The organism is Candidatus Woesearchaeota archaeon, from assembly GCA_016214075.1.
Taxonomy (GTDB): domain Archaea; phylum Nanobdellota; class Nanobdellia; order Woesearchaeales; family DSVV01; genus JACRPI01.
On record JACRPI010000040.1, the window covers coordinates 1 to 14,876 of the forward strand.

The 14,876-nt window shown below is 38.7% G+C and carries 16 protein-coding genes and 2 tRNA genes; 3 read left to right on the top strand and 15 right to left on the bottom strand.

Annotation, left to right across the window (positions count from 1 at the left end):
* Positions 1-169 precede the first annotated feature (169 nt).
* On the top strand, positions 170-1,828 hold the full coding sequence (locus HZC31_07420; GenBank protein MBI5003189.1) for a hypothetical protein: 1,659 nt from the start codon (positions 170-172) through the stop codon (positions 1,826-1,828).
* On the opposite strand, the gene HZC31_07425 is transcribed toward HZC31_07420, so the two are convergent.
* From HZC31_07425 to mutL, 5 genes are all read right to left on the bottom strand, one after another.
* Complete coding sequence (locus HZC31_07425; GenBank protein MBI5003190.1) at positions 1,764-2,480, bottom strand: glycosyltransferase; 717 nt, start codon at positions 2,478-2,480, stop codon at positions 1,764-1,766. The two genes, HZC31_07420 and HZC31_07425, sit on opposite strands and share 65 nt — an antisense overlap.
* Before the next feature lie 56 nt (positions 2,481-2,536).
* Positions 2,537-3,472 (bottom strand): signal peptide peptidase SppA, encoded by a 936-nt coding sequence (sppA, locus tag HZC31_07430; GenBank protein MBI5003191.1) that lies wholly within the window; start codon positions 3,470-3,472, stop codon positions 2,537-2,539.
* A gap of 554 nt (positions 3,473-4,026) precedes the next feature.
* Positions 4,027-4,215, bottom strand: coding sequence for a hypothetical protein (locus tag HZC31_07435; protein ID MBI5003192.1), 189 nt, complete (start codon positions 4,213-4,215; stop codon positions 4,027-4,029).
* A 242-nt stretch (positions 4,216-4,457) separates the two neighbouring features.
* The gene (locus HZC31_07440; protein MBI5003193.1) at positions 4,458-4,682 is read right to left on the bottom strand and encodes a hypothetical protein; all 225 of its coding nucleotides are present in this window, start codon (positions 4,680-4,682) and stop codon (positions 4,458-4,460) included.
* A gap of 148 nt (positions 4,683-4,830) precedes the next feature.
* Positions 4,831-6,693, bottom strand: a complete 1,863-nt coding sequence (mutL, locus tag HZC31_07445; GenBank protein ID MBI5003194.1) for a DNA mismatch repair endonuclease MutL — start codon at positions 6,691-6,693, stop codon at positions 4,831-4,833.
* Positions 6,694-6,895: 202 nt separating this feature from the next.
* Between mutL and HZC31_07450 the strand changes: the two genes are divergently transcribed.
* Positions 6,896-7,006 (top strand) — tRNA-Ile (locus HZC31_07450).
* A gap of 65 nt (positions 7,007-7,071) precedes the next feature.
* Here HZC31_07450 and HZC31_07455 read toward each other — a convergent pair.
* Genes HZC31_07455 through HZC31_07465 form a run of 3 tightly spaced genes read right to left on the bottom strand, consistent with a single transcriptional unit; the run spans position 7,072 to position 9,796 of the window.
* A complete protein-coding gene (locus tag HZC31_07455; protein ID MBI5003195.1) occupies positions 7,072-7,308 on the bottom strand; it encodes a glutathione S-transferase N-terminal domain-containing protein in 237 nt (78 codons plus the stop codon).
* 38 nt (positions 7,309-7,346) lie between these two features.
* The gene (locus HZC31_07460) at positions 7,347-8,153 is read right to left on the bottom strand and encodes a hypothetical protein (protein ID MBI5003196.1); all 807 of its coding nucleotides are present in this window, start codon (positions 8,151-8,153) and stop codon (positions 7,347-7,349) included.
* Between the two features lie 2 nt (positions 8,154-8,155).
* Positions 8,156-9,796, bottom strand: a complete 1,641-nt coding sequence (locus tag HZC31_07465) for an orc1/cdc6 family replication initiation protein (GenBank protein MBI5003197.1) — start codon at positions 9,794-9,796, stop codon at positions 8,156-8,158.
* A 113-nt stretch (positions 9,797-9,909) separates the two neighbouring features.
* Here HZC31_07465 and HZC31_07470 point away from each other — a divergent pair, with 113 nt between their 5' ends.
* Entirely contained in the window at positions 9,910-10,269 is a 360-nt protein-coding gene (locus HZC31_07470) for a hypothetical protein (GenBank protein ID MBI5003198.1), read from the top strand.
* Between the two features lie 109 nt (positions 10,270-10,378).
* Here HZC31_07470 and HZC31_07475 read toward each other — a convergent pair whose 3' ends face one another.
* From HZC31_07475 to HZC31_07505, 7 genes are all read right to left on the bottom strand, one after another.
* A complete protein-coding gene (locus HZC31_07475) occupies positions 10,379-10,792 on the bottom strand; it encodes a putative toxin-antitoxin system toxin component, PIN family (protein ID MBI5003199.1) in 414 nt (137 codons plus the stop codon).
* Positions 10,789-11,049, bottom strand: a complete 261-nt coding sequence (locus HZC31_07480; protein ID MBI5003200.1) for an AbrB/MazE/SpoVT family DNA-binding domain-containing protein — start codon at positions 11,047-11,049, stop codon at positions 10,789-10,791. Before HZC31_07480 ends, HZC31_07475 begins: the two co-directional genes overlap by 4 nt.
* Before the next feature lie 79 nt (positions 11,050-11,128).
* Positions 11,129-11,713, bottom strand: coding sequence for a nucleotidyltransferase domain-containing protein (locus HZC31_07485; GenBank protein ID MBI5003201.1), 585 nt, complete (start codon positions 11,711-11,713; stop codon positions 11,129-11,131).
* Positions 11,714-11,807: 94 nt separating this feature from the next.
* Positions 11,808-12,404 carry a hypothetical protein gene (locus HZC31_07490; protein MBI5003202.1) on the bottom strand — a complete coding sequence of 199 codons (597 nt, stop codon included), beginning with the start codon at positions 12,402-12,404 and terminating at the stop codon, positions 11,808-11,810.
* 85 nt (positions 12,405-12,489) lie between these two features.
* Positions 12,490-12,583 (bottom strand) — tRNA-Asn (locus tag HZC31_07495).
* 36 nt (positions 12,584-12,619) lie between these two features.
* Positions 12,620-13,081 (bottom strand): hypothetical protein, encoded by a 462-nt coding sequence (locus HZC31_07500; GenBank protein ID MBI5003203.1) that lies wholly within the window; start codon positions 13,079-13,081, stop codon positions 12,620-12,622.
* A gap of 50 nt (positions 13,082-13,131) precedes the next feature.
* The gene (locus HZC31_07505) at positions 13,132-14,607 is read right to left on the bottom strand and encodes a radical SAM protein (protein ID MBI5003204.1); all 1,476 of its coding nucleotides are present in this window, start codon (positions 14,605-14,607) and stop codon (positions 13,132-13,134) included.
* Positions 14,608-14,876 lie beyond the last annotated feature (269 nt).

Genomic DNA, 14,876 nt, shown 5'->3' on the forward strand with positions numbered 1-14,876 from the left:
AACGTACACATAGTTGGTTCAACCGATTTAGAGGGTTATTGATTCGTTGGTCTAAAAGACCAGATGCTTACATAGGATTATTGCATCTCGCATGTGGAATAATTACATGGAGGTCAATCTAATGGGATAGGCTCTAAGTCTCTTTACTATAGGCTATTTACTTACACAAATGAAAAAGAAAGAAACTGGAAAAGAAAGTCTTTTTTTTGTTTATTTCATAACTCTTTTTTTATTCGGGAAAACCAGTGACATTACTTCTATTTCTGCGACCCTGTTCCTTATTTTTGGAGTTTACACCCTTTACTACAAAGAGAATACGTGGAAATATTTAGTGTCAGGAATATTTTTTAGTTTTGCCCTGTTTTCAAAGCCGCATAATACTCCCCTTGTCGCTGCACCCACAATCCTTTTTTATTTTATTACATCTTATTTACTATGGAGAAAAGAAGAAAAAGTAACCATAACAGAGATACTCTTATTTTTGAAAGAACAGCGAAAGAATATTATGCTCCTCTTTGCGCCAATATTTATTTTATTTCTCTCCGCAATACTCTTTCTCAATCACTTTTTGATTTACAACTACATTATTCATACCTATAATCCCGTTGTGCAAACCTATACTTCAATGATCAAAGAGTTAGTGACCTTTACGTACTGGTATAATGGGTTATTCCTCCTTTTGTATCTTGGCATAATTGTGAGTGGTCTTCGTCTTGTTTTCTACAAAAAATTTGACCTTTTCTCATTCGTTGCATGTATAAGCTTTCCTGTACTTATTCTTCTTGTGGGAAATAAGTTTGGATTGTATAAACTTATTGACCAATATAGGTATATTCTTCCCCTTGCGCCATTTTATTGCATGAACATCTTCTGTTTTGTTGAAGAGTTTAAGAGAGATTACAACAAAAAAGCGTTATACTGTATTTTAGGCATGATCTTCACATTTCTCTTCATTGTCTACATCACTCTTGGAGGATTAACAGTACGTGATATTTTTCAAAATCATGGGATTAATGACCAAAAGTTTCTTGACAGGATAAAATATGATGTTGAGAGGCCGCTTACTATGCTCCCTGAAACAGAAGGGAAGATACTTGTAGAAAGAGATTATTTTCATAGGTATGATCTTTTGTTTAACGAGAACCCGTATGAACATGTTTCTGAGAGCAACTTTACTGATTATTATGAACAACAAGAAAACTCCATAAATGATACTGACATGGCTGTTGCGGGGAACTTTATAACTATTGGACTTCTTGACTCTCTTGAACCATATATTCATAATGTAACAATAAATAGAAAAATATTAGCAAAAGACCTGCGTGCAGGAGAATACTCAACCATAATACTTGGTCCCTATGTTAATAACTATGCAAATTTCTTAAAGACGACAAGTCTCCCCCCTATTTATTGCCGAATTTCTGCGCCCTTTATCATTGAAGGGGACCCTAAACAGACTAATCAATTTATTTTTATTTACTTTGAAGACAATAGCCTGTGTACCTCCTTCATAGAAACCATGCAAGAATACTACACAACAGAATTTAATACATTATGCGCACGAGGAGAATTGTATATTCAAATCATTAATGATTCAATGGAATATAATGGTGTTCCTTTAGAACAAACATGCTCCAATAAAAGTCAGCTGTATCTTCTCAATAACAGCATAAAAATAGAATCTTTGTTCTTTTGTATTTTGCTTATAGGATACATCAGTTATGGAGTAGGAATAGCGGTAAAAAATCATAGATCAAAGAATCCTACCAATAATAAAACAGCAGGCGATACGCAAAGCGAAGAGACTCAAGAGAAAGATTCAGTTTAGAGACTCCAAACTTTCTTTCAGAAAAAATAACAGGAACTTCTGCTATCTTATATCCGTTCCTCTGTACTTTAACAATCATCTCTAAAAGCAGCAGGTTTGTCTTTTCTGTTGTTAAAAGAGAACTCCACACTTCTTTGCGAATCGCACGAAAATTCGCAGAGAAATCATGAATAGGAATATTCAACATAAGAGGGATAATTTTATTGCCAAAACCACTGATCACTCCTTTAATGGCAGTACTCACTTTTTTAGTTTCATAGCCCGCGCCTTGAACACTATGACGGCAACCAAGAACAAGATCATTCCCTTTCCCTATTTTATCCAGAAGAATAGGAATATCTGTAACAGAAAAAGAAAGATCGGAGTCCATAGATAAAATGATCTCTCCCCGCGCATGATCATACCCCCAGCGCAATGCTGCTCCAATGCCTTGTTTTTCTTTTTGAAGCACAACAATATTTTTGTATGTTTTATGAAGCTCCTGACATAAAACAGCAGTCCCATCTGGGCTATAATCATCAACAACAATAATCTCTTTTAATTGATACGGCTGTTTTTTTTGAAATAAAAGCTCAATCTTAGGAATAAGAAGCGCAATATTTTCTCTTTCATTATAGGTTGGAAGAATAATTGATACTGTTTTTTCTTGCATATTCTTGCGGAGGAAAAAGAGCAATTATAAATCTTTTGCAGCAGAGGATTTTGAAATTATATTTTTATCCCCCTATCATCTTCCACCAGCACCGCGCCAATGCCTGTACCAACATGAAACGCGGAATTGTCCAACGCAGACGCAAGCACTTCAAAAAATGATTTTTCTTCTTCAAAAAGAACAGGCGCTACTGTGATGTTCAGCGTGCTTCCAATATACGCATACGCTTCCTGCTTTCCACCAAGCTGATCAATTAATCCAAGATCCACCGCTTCACTTCCAATATAAATCTGCCCTGTCGCAAGTTCTTCCACATAACCATATTCAAGCCTGCGATTTTCCGCGACAGAACCAATGAAAACAGCGTGCAACTTGTCCAATGTTTGCTGATAAATTTCTTTTTCTTCATTTGTCATTTCTCTATATGGTGATCCCATATCTTTATGATCTCCTGAAACAAAACGCGCATAGCTGACATTATACCGCGTCAAAAAATCGCCATACTCCAAGTAGGACGCAAGCACGCCAATACTTCCTGTAATCGAAACTTCATTCGCAATAATATGATCCGCCGCGCTTGCCGCCCAATACGCACCTGACGCGCCGACTTCGCGAATCACCGCAACAGTTGGCTTATTTGATTCTTTAATCGCGCGCGCAATCTCCGCAGACGCGACTGGCGCTCCGCCGGGAGAATTGATGTCAAACACAATTGCTTTGATAGAAGGATCATTTTCCGCTTTTTTGATAAGCGCAACAATCTCTGTTGAAGAGGCGACATTTGTCGAGAACAAACGGTCTTCGCTGTCAATCATGATCACTCCTTTCATTGGAATAACCGCAACATTGCCTGTTGTTGGTTCACTATCACTCGCAATAAAAATAACCGCGAAAATAAAAACAAAGAAACTGATAATAGAGAAAACAATAATACCTCCGATAATCCAGAGCCACGGTGTTCGCGGCTGTTCCTGTTTTTCTATTTTGACCATTATTGTCTTTTCTTCGCTTGCTTCCTAATATAGTTTACTATTTGGGGCGCTATCCAATCGTGCAAGTGAAATCATTGATTATTCTTATTTTGCTTCCACAACACCCCCATGCTCTTGTGGAGCATTGGGTCCCCCTGACATTTTGCTTTGCTGGAGCGCGTATTGTCTCTTGCTTCTGAGCAACGCATCTCTTATTATTAAATAATATTCGCCTTGCTACGGAATAAATCGCCTTACAAGATGAACAATCGTTTAGCAGCTCTAGAGAATTCCCATGTCTTTATTATTTATTTTATCGATAAAAAAATATTATATAGCAAAAGTGGTTAATTTTCGAACATTTGAAACCACTTTTGCTGAATATAGTGAACGCACCAAATTATTGTAATAAAGATAGTGCGTTCACTATTCCGCAGACGCAAACAAGTTACGATAATTTATTGCGTCTGCTATAGTTGAGGTGCATACAGGTTCGAAATATTGGCACCTCAACTATATCACTCGAAACATCAGATGGCACTATTTATGAAAAAAAGATATACACAAGAACAAAACTAATTCTCAAACTTTCCTTTTACTTTGTACTCATCTGCGTTGATAATCTGATGATACTGCTGCTGAAAGTCAGTTGTGCTTTTATTCAATACCCAGACATTTCGGAGAAAGACAAAGAACCAAATGAGACCAACCACCACGATAAGTATTGTCAAATATTTATCCTGCTTGAGTACCTCTAATAACATTTGCCCACCTGTCTTTACCGATGCAGTCGGAGGTATTTAAAGATTGTGTTCAGAAAAAGGATTATCGCATCGCATTCCACATTTCTCTTTGCACTTCAGTCATACGTTTAATTGCTTCTTCAAAGCGAACTCTGCTTTCTTTGCTTCTCTTTTCGCTTTCCCTGATTATTTTGTCTATCTCTCTTTTGTCCAATTTACACACCTTTCTTATTTTTTGCTCTTTTCTCTATATATATTTGTTTCTATTTTCTTTTTATTCTCCTCAAAGATTCTCTGAGTTCTTTATTATCTTGCTCTAGATTTTGATATTCTGCTATCATTATCTGTTTCTCCATCTCGTGATCCACCATTCCTTCTTTTAACCAACTATATCTACTCTCCATACAAATCTTCTCAAAAGAAATGGTTGTAATAACAACAAGCGCAAATATTCCTGAAAAGATATACGCGTATTCAGGCCAGATCAATATCAACAGAAAGAGAAATACTTGTTGTAGCGTGTACAAAGTCAAGAATAAAATGTCAAACAATGTCTTATGATTACGAAAAAATAATCTCAAGTTCTCCCAAAACAACTGTATCTCTCGAAATATAAAACCATGGAAACTTCTCATTTTACACTACTCTCTTAAATTTCTTCTCGAGTTCAGGAATCGTAAACTGAATCATTGTTGGTCTGCCATGCGGACAGGTAAACGGCTGCTCGCATTTTTGCAATTGCTGAAGAATCGTTTGCATCTCCTGTAGATGCACGACATCATTTGCCTTTACAGCAGCACGGCACGCTGTTCTGATGATTTTCTCTTCCTGCACTTCATTCAACAACATTGCTTTGTCATTTATCTGCGCCATGATTTCATGAATTGTCTCTTTGTCAATAAGTCTGCCCAGAATCGAAGGAACTGTGCGAAGCAGCAGCGTGTTTCTTCCAAATTCTTCCAAATGAAATCCTAATTGTTCAATGTATTTTTTATTCTCCTGATACAACAGCATTTCCGCAGGCGAAAAATCTATTTCTTCTGGAACAAGAAGCTCTTGTGTTTTGATGTTTTTTCCATAATATTGTTCCATGAATTTTTCGTAGAGTACACGCTCATGCGCAGCGTGCTGATCAATAATGATTAGCCCTAGCTCGTTTTCCGCGAGATAAAAAACATTATGTATTCTTCCAATAAGTTTGAGCGTCGAAATGCGTTCTGTTCCTGCAATCGCTGACGCTTCTGTAGTGAGTGATCTAGAAGTGTCTTGTTCTTTTTCTTCTCCACTGCTTTTTTCTTCATTATCTTGCGCTTCAGTTCCCACGACTTTCTGCAATGCACAATCGAGCATTTCCTGCGCAGAAATTTCAGCAGAAGTTTCTCCTTTTTGTGTTTTGCCCTCTTCTTTTTCCGCAAAAAACATTTGCTTTTCTTCTTGCACTGTAAACTGCTTTGCCATTAAGGGCGACTGGGTGAATGTTGGTTTTTCTTCCGCAATAATCGGAACAAGCTTCGCGTTATCCAACGTATTTCGCACTGCATTGAAAACAGCAAGATATAACTCATTTTCTCTTTCAACACGAATCACTGCTTTTTGCGGATGGACATTCACATCAATAAGCCCTGGATTTATAGTAACATTGAGAATGAACAGCGGGTGATTCTCCAGATGCAACAGCGTGTGATACGCGTCATAGACTGCTTTACTTATAATGTTGTTTTTTACCGCACGATGATTGACAAAAATATGCTGGACTTCTTTGTCGTTTCTTGTGATTGTGGGCTTACTCAGGAAGCCTTTGATTTTGATTTCATTGTAGCTGTACTCTACAGGAAGCATGCCGTACGTCACTTTTTTTCCGTAGACACTGAGAATTCGGTCAATCGTATTTGTTGTTGCTGGCGCAAAAATGATTTCCTGCTGCCCGTGCATGAGCTTTATTGTCTTTTCTGGATACGCAAGCGCGTACTTTGTCATGAGCTCCGCTACTTGCCGCAATTCTGTCTGGATTGTCTTGAGGTGTTTTTTTCGCGCAGGAACATTGAAGAAAAGGTTTGTTACTTCGATACTTGTTCCATCTGGCATCGCAATATCATGCGACTCCACAAACTTTCCCCCACTGGAAAGAACTTTGAAGCCAGTTTGTGCCCCTTTTGTTTTTGTCTTTAACGAAAGTTCCGCAACTGCCGCAATTGATGAAAGCGCTTCTCCGCGAAAACCCATTGTGGTGATTTTAAACAAATCATCTGCGTCTGTGATTTTGCTTGTCGCGTGGCGTTCAAGGCATAACAGCGCGTCTTCTTTTTCCATACCACTCCCATTGTCTGTTACTCGGATTTTTGATTTTCCGCCTTCCTCTATTTCGACAGTGATTATTGCCGCTCCCGCGTCAATCGAATTTTCGACTAACTCTTTAACCACAGAAGCGGGACGTTCAATCACTTCTCCTGCCGCTATTTTGTTGATTAAGGCGTCATCCAGCAGCTTGATCTTTGGCATGAGAAAAGGAGGTTTTCTGCGGCTTTAATAGTTTTTGATGTGATTATTTCTTTCGGTATGTTCGAAAAAAACATGCGAAAAAACAAAAATACCGAAACGTATTCGCTTTATCCGAAAATCCTTCGGAACATCCGTAAGATTTTCGGAAAACTCGTCGATAAAGTAATTAATGTGTTTGTTTTAAGAAATTATTATCTCTTTTGCCGAGATCGCCTAATCTGGTTATGGCAACGGTCTGATGAAACCTGTGATGAGCAGGCTTCAGAGAGCCGTGAAGGTCACACTTCTGCGGGTTCAAATCCCGCTCTCGGCGTTATTATCCTAACCAGAAATATAAATGTTGTGGAAAAAAGACAATGAAAAAAAGAAAAGAAAAACTTATTTCAATTTCAACGCTGCTTTAATCGCGTCTCTGTCAAAGCCAACGATGATGGTGCCGTTAATGTCCAACACTGGAACACCCCGCTGTCCTGACTTTTCTTCCATATTCTGGAGCGCTTTCGCGTCTTCCGCGACATTGTGCTCGATATAGTCAATTTTGTTTTCCTTCAAAAAGTCTTTTACTTTCACGCACCAGGGGCATGAATTTGTACTGTATACGATTACTTTTACCATAGAAATCTCCTCCGCATTTGTTGATTTCTACATCCTATTTAAAGTTTCTTCTTTTCGATTTCTTTCCCAATAACAACAAACAAAAACAACCTGTTGAAAAAGACAAAACAATACGTCACGAAAACAAGATAGAAGAAAATTAGAATATTCACCGCGTAGAATTGCATCAGTGTTGCTGTATCCGCGACATTCTGCCCAATTGCTGAAAGAATGCTAAACAACGCGATGTAGCCAAGAAATACAAGAATTCCTCCACAAACATTCCAGAGCACCCATTGCCCAACCCATTTCCATGAAAACAGGTGAAATGTATTTTTGACAAGCTCCATTAGCGTTATTTCTTTTTTTGCAACAAAGAGCACATGAGAAAGCTGGAGGAAAAGGAAAGAAAACAAAACATAGAGCAATAAGAAGATCGGAACCATTGTTTGTTTGAGCAGAGTCACCATCGCTATCGAAAGGAATGTCCAAACGAGAAAGAACACAATAAAAAGTGTCAATCCCATCACAAGATTATACCCAAAAAACCTGAGCACTTTCTTTTTTGAAAAATCAAACGCGCTTTGCACTTGTTGAATTGTATTGAGAAAACTCAGATTCACGTAGGTGAAAAATGAATACGCAAAACAGACCGCAGCAAAATAAAAGAGGAGTAATCCATACCCGACATACGTTCCAATAAGCGATGCTTCATAATTGGAGAATATTGTATCAAATATTGCAGCTGCCGCGTAGAGACAGCCAAGAAACAACGCGTCAAACAAGAGCATAAAGAGAAAAGTCTTCCAATATTTTCTAAACGAGATTGCTGATCGAACCTGTTGCTTGAGAGAGGGGAATACCATGTTTATCTTTTCTTCTTCGCTTTTTTATCGTCATCGCTTTTTTTACGCGCTTTCTCTGTTTCCGCGAAAACCTGCTCTAAATCGTTCGCGAGCGATGGATCTTCCGCAAGAACCTGCCCTACATTTTTTTCCACAGGAATATGACCAACGACTGACTTGACAAGATCTTCCTGCTTCTGCATTTCTGAAGTATCTTCTTTTCCTTTTTGTTTTGTTCCTTTTTCTGGAGTACTCACAATCGCGCCAATCACTTCATCAATTTTATCGAGCTGCATATCTTCTTGCCTGAGCTCCTCGAGATGCTTCTTCTCTTCTTCAAACCGCTGGCGTTCAAGCGCCTGCATATGTTTCTCCCTATCCGCTTCCCGCATTTCTCTTAGTTTCTCTTTTTCAGCGATTCTTTTCTGACGCTCTTCTTCTGCGTTTTTCCGCGCGGCTTCTTCCCGCGCTTTGAGGATTGTCTGCTGCTGTTCAACAATTTCCTCTTTATGATCGATAGATAACTGGATTGCTTTTTCTTTTGCCAACTCGAGAATGTGCAAAGGATTTCCTCTCGCGTGATCTCTCAGCATTTTCAGCGTTTGCTGGTCAAAAGGATATGTTCCTTCCCCACCCACCGCTTCTATTCTTTTTTTGAGAAATGACGCGGTTTGCGGAAGATCAAAACCTTCTAACTCAAACTTCAGCGCATCTTTTAACCCTTTGCCGAGCGGAGATTTTTTTATTTCTTCTTTTTCTCCCGCGATGATGAGCTGGAATCGGATTCCTGTTTTCTGAAGCGTGAGAAGAACGTCAAGCCCTTTTTCGTTGATATTATACGGCTCATCAACGAGAAGAACAAACGGCTTTTCGCCTACTTTATTTTTTATATAGGTGCTAAGTTCTTGCGCACTCATTTCCTCAAATGGCCTCGACACTGTTTTTTGATAGATATTAAGGAATGGATACATCAGCTGTTTGATGAGCTCTCCATCATTTACTTTTTTCGCTGAACAGTCTATGAGGCAAGGAACAACTTCAGGATGGTGCGCGTTTAATTCCCACGCAATCCAATGAATGAACGCAGTTTTTCCAGAGCCTTTGTCTCCTGTGAGTGTTCCATAGGCTTCTCCTTTCACAAGGAAATGATTGAGTGTTGATTTTCTGTCTTTATCAAGCACGAAAAAATCATCGATTGGATAAAGAAGATCGTCTCTGAACGGATCGTCATGCCAGCAGAAAATTCTCGTCCAATTTAATACAAGATTTCCTTTTCCTACTGTTGGCGTGAGTTTGACGTTTTTCCAATACCACCGTTTCGCGAGCTCTGTTGGAAGATATGGTGAAACTTCTTTTTCTAACTGGTCTAAGGGTCGGAAGTCTGGTTTTTTGAGATGGAGTGTTTCCGCTGTCGCGTTGAGAAATTTCTTAAAGCCGCTGACGCCCGCTTCTACTCCTGCTTTTGTGCTTTTCGCCGCGGCGACCGCGCCGCTTCCCACTATCTGTGAGCCGCGAACAATGCCCGCGCCAACAACAACAGAACTATCCGCAATATGCTGCGCGATTTTCGCGCCATGCGCTTTGAGATTATCTGGATGAAGTGGATGTTTAGAATCAGATTCCTTACTGTTTTTGTCATTTTTTTCTGGTTCTGCTTTTGCCATGAGCATTACGCAGGTCTCCTATAATATAAAGTTTACTGTGTGGCAAAACAAAAGACTTAAATATTCATTTAGCGAGAAGAGAACAAAACATATTCAAAAAGAGGTGTTTTATAATGGCAAAAGAAAAAACGAATTTGTATTTATTGTCCATTGTCGCTATCGTCGCGATTGTGGGAATTGTGGTGTTGGTGTTGAACAGCGGAGCGGGAAGCGTTTCGTTGAGTGATAGTGATTTGAGTGGTGAAGCTGTTGGAACTAAGAAGCTTGTGAGGGCAAGCGATTGTCCAGTAGGAAAAGAGTGGAATGCGGCAACAGGAGAGTGTGTCTCTGTTTTTAAGGATGTAGATACTGCAACAATTGCAAAGACTGGTACTTCTGCAGCAGGATGTACCCCTGAGAATTGCAAATCACCTTCCTTTTGTTTTGAGGGAGAGTGCATTGATGAAGTTATAATAGGCAATCCACCCCAATAAAAATATTTTTTGATTATTCTTTTCTTTCTTTTTTTATTTAATTTCTTAGCAGGTGTTAACTCTTTTATTGAAAAATAGTAAGGTATCCTGCTATTTATTGTCTTCTGTTTTACTGACGAGCTTTTAATTTTTGTAAAAATTCAGAAGGAGTGAGGACTTGCATACTTTGATATTCTCGTACTTGTAACAAATGACGATCTTGGCTCACAATGTACTGTGCATTTCCTGCAATAGCTGCTTCAAAAAATTTATCGTCAGATGGATCAGCTTTGACTATTTCTAATTTGTGAAGTGGCTCAACAATAACCGCATTTTCAATAATCATTCTTTCCCATTCCTGAATCATTTCCTCATTCATTTGGATCTTAAAACTGCGTAAAACTCGGACAAATTCTTCAAGTATTGCATGGGAAGAGATGAGAATAAATTTTCTATTTCTCCATGCTTCAATAATCGCTGAGGAAGCGTTCCCTTCCCAAAAAATACCTGAAATAAAGACGTTTGTATCTAAAACAACTCTCATCTTTGACGCACTTCTCGTATTGCTTCTCCTACATCTGTTTCTTTGAGTCCTTTACTTTTTGCAAAGGCTCTTGTTTTCTTTAACAAACCTTCAAACCCTTTGAACGATGGGACTTCCATTTTCTTCAGAACGATAGTGTCATCTTCTCCTATGACAATAAACTTTTCTCCCTCATGAAGATGAAGCCTATCTCGTAAACGCTGCGGTATAACTACTTGTCCTCTTGAACTGAGACTTGTTACTTCTAAAGCTTCCATGATAAAACACCTCTAATCTTACTAGTAAGATGATCTTATTTATAAGGGTTACGCTTTATTCAGGCACCAATCGAGATGTTTACTTGTTTGTGACATTCGCAATAACCTCAACATATTGTGTCCATCCTTTCAATACGACTCCTGTTCGTATTGCATCAAGCACCACTGGATCTTTCTTTTTTATATTTTCTGGCAAATCATTTGGTGCTTGAAAAATAGTGTGGATTTTTTTAATGAGAATTTTATTTTTGTCTTCAATTCGTTTCTTAATGAGTGGAAAATTTTCTTGTGTAACGACAATAAGAAGATCAACATCATTATAGCTCTTTGCTTTTCTTGCAGCAGAGCCAAATAACAAGAGTATTTCCGCTTCTTCAAAATTCTTGAATTCTTCGAGCCAGCGTTTATGTTCTTGTTCTGCCTCTTCCAGCAAAAAGAGTTCAATTGTTTTCTTTGCTAATGCTGATTCTGCGTTAAATTTGTATTCTATTGCCTTTCCAAAAGGTTCAGCAATGACAAATTGTTGTTCTTCAAGCGCTTTGAGCGCTTTGAGCGCGCCTCTTGGAGTCATATCTACTTTTGCGCTTATACTTCTTGCATTATATCTTGTTGTGAAATCCTTGAATAAATGCAATAAAATTTGCTTTTCTTTCTCAGTAAGCATAGGAACTACCAGTTCTTATATAGGAACTGATTGTTCTATTTAAAGGTTTTGGTTGATTTATTCTTTTTGTGCCTTTGTCAGACACCATTGTACCTTATTTGCTGCTTGCGTCATCTTCCATCACTTTGACAAGTGTTTCTTCCCCACACACAATAATACCCTTGAGCGCATCAAGCACTATTGAATCTTTCTTTACTATATTCTCTGTGAAATCTTTTCTTGTTTGATAAACAGGATGTATTTTCTTTGGATTCATTGCATTAATATGTTCAATCTCTTTTTTTAGTGCTTCAAATCGTTTTTGGTCTGTTATAAACAAAACATCAATATCATTTGCTCCTTTATGTTTTCTCAGAACAGAACCAAAAAGAAGAGCAACATCCGCACTCTTTATCTTTCTAATGTCTGCAATCCATCGCTTGATATAAGGATGGCTTGTTTCTGCTTCTCTTTTCAATAGAAAAGTGAGATATTGCTGTGTGTATTCGTTGTTTACTGTGAGCTTGTAAAATATTGCTTTTCCAAGCTGCTTTGACGTGAGAATATGCTCTTTTTCCAGCCGCTTTGCTATTTTTAACGCGCCCATTGCACTCATGGTTATTTCCTTCGCGATTGTATGCGCGTTATACTCTTTTTCTGGATTTTTGAAGAGCAACAGCATAAACTGCATTTCTTTTTCTGTTATATCCATTTCAACTCACAGTTTATATGTGTAAACTTAAAGTTTATATAGTTTGTGGTTGAAAAAGTTGTGAGGCGTTTGCATTGAGAAAGAACGCCCCAGACCGGGTTTGAACCGGTGACCGCGCGGTTTCTTCTAAAGACAAGCTTTAGTAACAGCCGCGTGCTCCACCATTAAGCTACTGGGGCAATTTTTAATTTGAATCAGAAGATGATTTAAATACTTTACTGTGCGTATCTGCTGAAGGATTCCGCTCTTTTTGCCTGGTCTATCCCGAAGAGCATCGTGTCAATAGTTTTCACTCGCTCCTCAATCCCTTTTTTTATCTCTTCAGAAACAGTTCCTCCTTTTATGACAATATTGATTTTATAATGATATCTGCCTTCTTCAACACCCTCTGCTTTTCTCTGCGTTACACTGATAATCATTTCCATAGATTCACCAGCAACAGAAGTTGAAAAAACATCATAGATCCTCTCACTCCGATAATAATGCGATGGTTCAACAACAAGCGGTTCTCTATATAGACAAGTATACCCATCACCCACTACATATTGCGGAGCGCTGTCTGCAAAAAAACTATGCACTTTTGTCGCTTCTGCAGGCGTTACTTTCAATATTCCAAAAAGCATGGAAGTTACTTCCCCAAGATCTTTTCTTTTTTGATAATTTGTCGTTGATGTCATATGCTTTCTCAATCAGAGAGAAACGAAAAACCGCTTTTAAATCTTATGACTTATTCCACCACTTCACCAGTCAAACTTCTCAACTGATGCTTGGTGATTTTCACCGAATAAAACTGCTTCAACGGATATCTTCCTTTAACTCCAACAATCAACGGATAGGTTCCAAACTGCCGCATAAACGTCGTATTGCCATCATAAATTTCCGCGTACAGATCTTTCATTATTGTTCCTGTTGGAACAACCTTCTGCAACATAGGAAAATCAATTTCCTGACGAATCTGATTGCGCCATTTCCAATACCACTGCTTGTTTTTTCGCAGAAACTTGTCTCCGATTTCAAATAATTTTGTTCCTTCAAAGAGCGCTGCCTGTCGGATGTTAATTCTTCGCAGCCACCAATCATTTTCGATGACTTTCTTCAAATGTTCCATATTGATTTCATGCGTTTTTCTGCTTTCATCCGCAAGCCCAAAAATGATGTTAATCCCTGGCAAATATCTGGGCATGCCATTTGGCCCACGCTCTTTTCCGAATTTATTGATCGATTCAATCGCTTTCATCGCGACTGGTGCGCTGCAATTGAGCAGATTTGCTTTGGTAACCGCGGGATCAAAACTTTCAATCCCAAACGCCGCGATATTTCCTTCTGTGCAATATTCAACAATTGCTTTTGTGATTGCTTCCCCTTTTGGTGTTGCGACAAAAATGGGATTCACGTTGTCAATGTGCAACACTTTTATTTCTGGACACGCTTCTCGTATGCTTTTGAGAAGGCCAATCGGATCAGGCAATGAATAAAAGCAGGTTTGTTTTCCTAGACGGAAAAATCGTTCGCCAATATCGTAAAGTTTCTTGACTTCTGCGATGATTTCCGCATTATTTCTGTACAGCACTTTGCTTTTCAGCGGTTCTGTGCAAAAACTGCATTTGCCGACATTACAGCCTTTTCCTGTTTCGATTTCCAGCATTTTATACCATGGAATTTGCCCGACAATTTCCGCGCCTTCCACACTCAACGCTGCGATTTCCGCGAAGGTGAAATTGTACGCCCGTGTTTCAAACACGGTGTTGTCGATGTGTTCTGTGAATTGACCGCCAAACATTTGTGTGCCAAAGATCGCCGGACCGGTGAGTATTTTTTTGCACGGCAAACCCGCGATTAATGGAGTGACTTCTTTCAGTGTTCCCGGCATCGCAGAAAGGTATTTCCCTGGAACATGGACACCGAGAATGACAATGACTTCTGTTGTTTCATCGGAGAGAATTTCTGCGATTTTCTCATGATTTTTTGTGAGATTGTAAACAGTGATGTTTGTTGTTTTTGATTTCGGCAAATTGATGTTTGGATCTTTCATGCCCCACTTTTTCCAGAGTCTCAAGTCGTCAATGGTGAAATAATAGATTTCTTCATTTGGAAAATTCTTTTTGAGATAGCCGTAGAGATAACGCGGATAGGTGCCGAGATAGGGAGGAACTCCTAATCCTGCTGGCTCGTCTGTATAACAATCGAGGATCGCGTATGTCATGGTTTAGTAAAAAATAAAGAGTAGGTTATAAAAGTTGCTTGAAATCAATACTGTTTGTCTTGGGATACAAAAAGAAATTTTCACTATGCAATAGTAAAAATAGCGAAAACTTTAAATATATGTGCGTAATTAGAGCCTATCCCATTAGATTGACCTCCATGTAATTATTCCACATGCGAGATGCAATAATCCTATGTAAGCATCTGGTCTTTTAGACCAACGAATCAATAACCCTCTAAATCGGTTGAACCAACTATGTGTACGTTCAA

Coding starts and splice junctions, on each gene's coding strand:
- HZC31_07420 (MBI5003189.1), top strand. CDS start 170: ATGAAAAAGAAAGAAACTGGAAAAGAAAGTCTTTTTTTTGTTTATTTC.
- HZC31_07425 (MBI5003190.1), bottom strand. CDS start 2,480: ATGCAAGAAAAAACAGTATCAATTATTCTTCCAACCTATAATGAAAGA.
- sppA (MBI5003191.1), bottom strand. CDS start 3,472: ATGGTCAAAATAGAAAAACAGGAACAGCCGCGAACACCGTGGCTCTGG.
- HZC31_07435 (MBI5003192.1), bottom strand. CDS start 4,215: ATGTTATTAGAGGTACTCAAGCAGGATAAATATTTGACAATACTTATC.
- mutL (MBI5003194.1), bottom strand. CDS start 6,693: ATGCCAAAGATCAAGCTGCTGGATGACGCCTTAATCAACAAAATAGCG.
- HZC31_07455 (MBI5003195.1), bottom strand. CDS start 7,308: ATGGTAAAAGTAATCGTATACAGTACAAATTCATGCCCCTGGTGCGTG.
- HZC31_07460 (MBI5003196.1), bottom strand. CDS start 8,153: ATGGTATTCCCCTCTCTCAAGCAACAGGTTCGATCAGCAATCTCGTTT.
- HZC31_07465 (MBI5003197.1), bottom strand. CDS start 9,796: ATGGCAAAAGCAGAACCAGAAAAAAATGACAAAAACAGTAAGGAATCT.
- HZC31_07470 (MBI5003198.1), top strand. CDS start 9,910: ATGGCAAAAGAAAAAACGAATTTGTATTTATTGTCCATTGTCGCTATC.
- HZC31_07475 (MBI5003199.1), bottom strand. CDS start 10,792: ATGAGAGTTGTTTTAGATACAAACGTCTTTATTTCAGGTATTTTTTGG.
- HZC31_07480 (MBI5003200.1), bottom strand. CDS start 11,049: ATGGAAGCTTTAGAAGTAACAAGTCTCAGTTCAAGAGGACAAGTAGTT.
- HZC31_07485 (MBI5003201.1), bottom strand. CDS start 11,713: ATGCTTACTGAGAAAGAAAAGCAAATTTTATTGCATTTATTCAAGGAT.
- HZC31_07490 (MBI5003202.1), bottom strand. CDS start 12,404: ATGGATATAACAGAAAAAGAAATGCAGTTTATGCTGTTGCTCTTCAAA.
- HZC31_07500 (MBI5003203.1), bottom strand. CDS start 13,081: ATGACATCAACGACAAATTATCAAAAAAGAAAAGATCTTGGGGAAGTA.
- HZC31_07505 (MBI5003204.1), bottom strand. CDS start 14,607: ATGACATACGCGATCCTCGATTGTTATACAGACGAGCCAGCAGGATTA.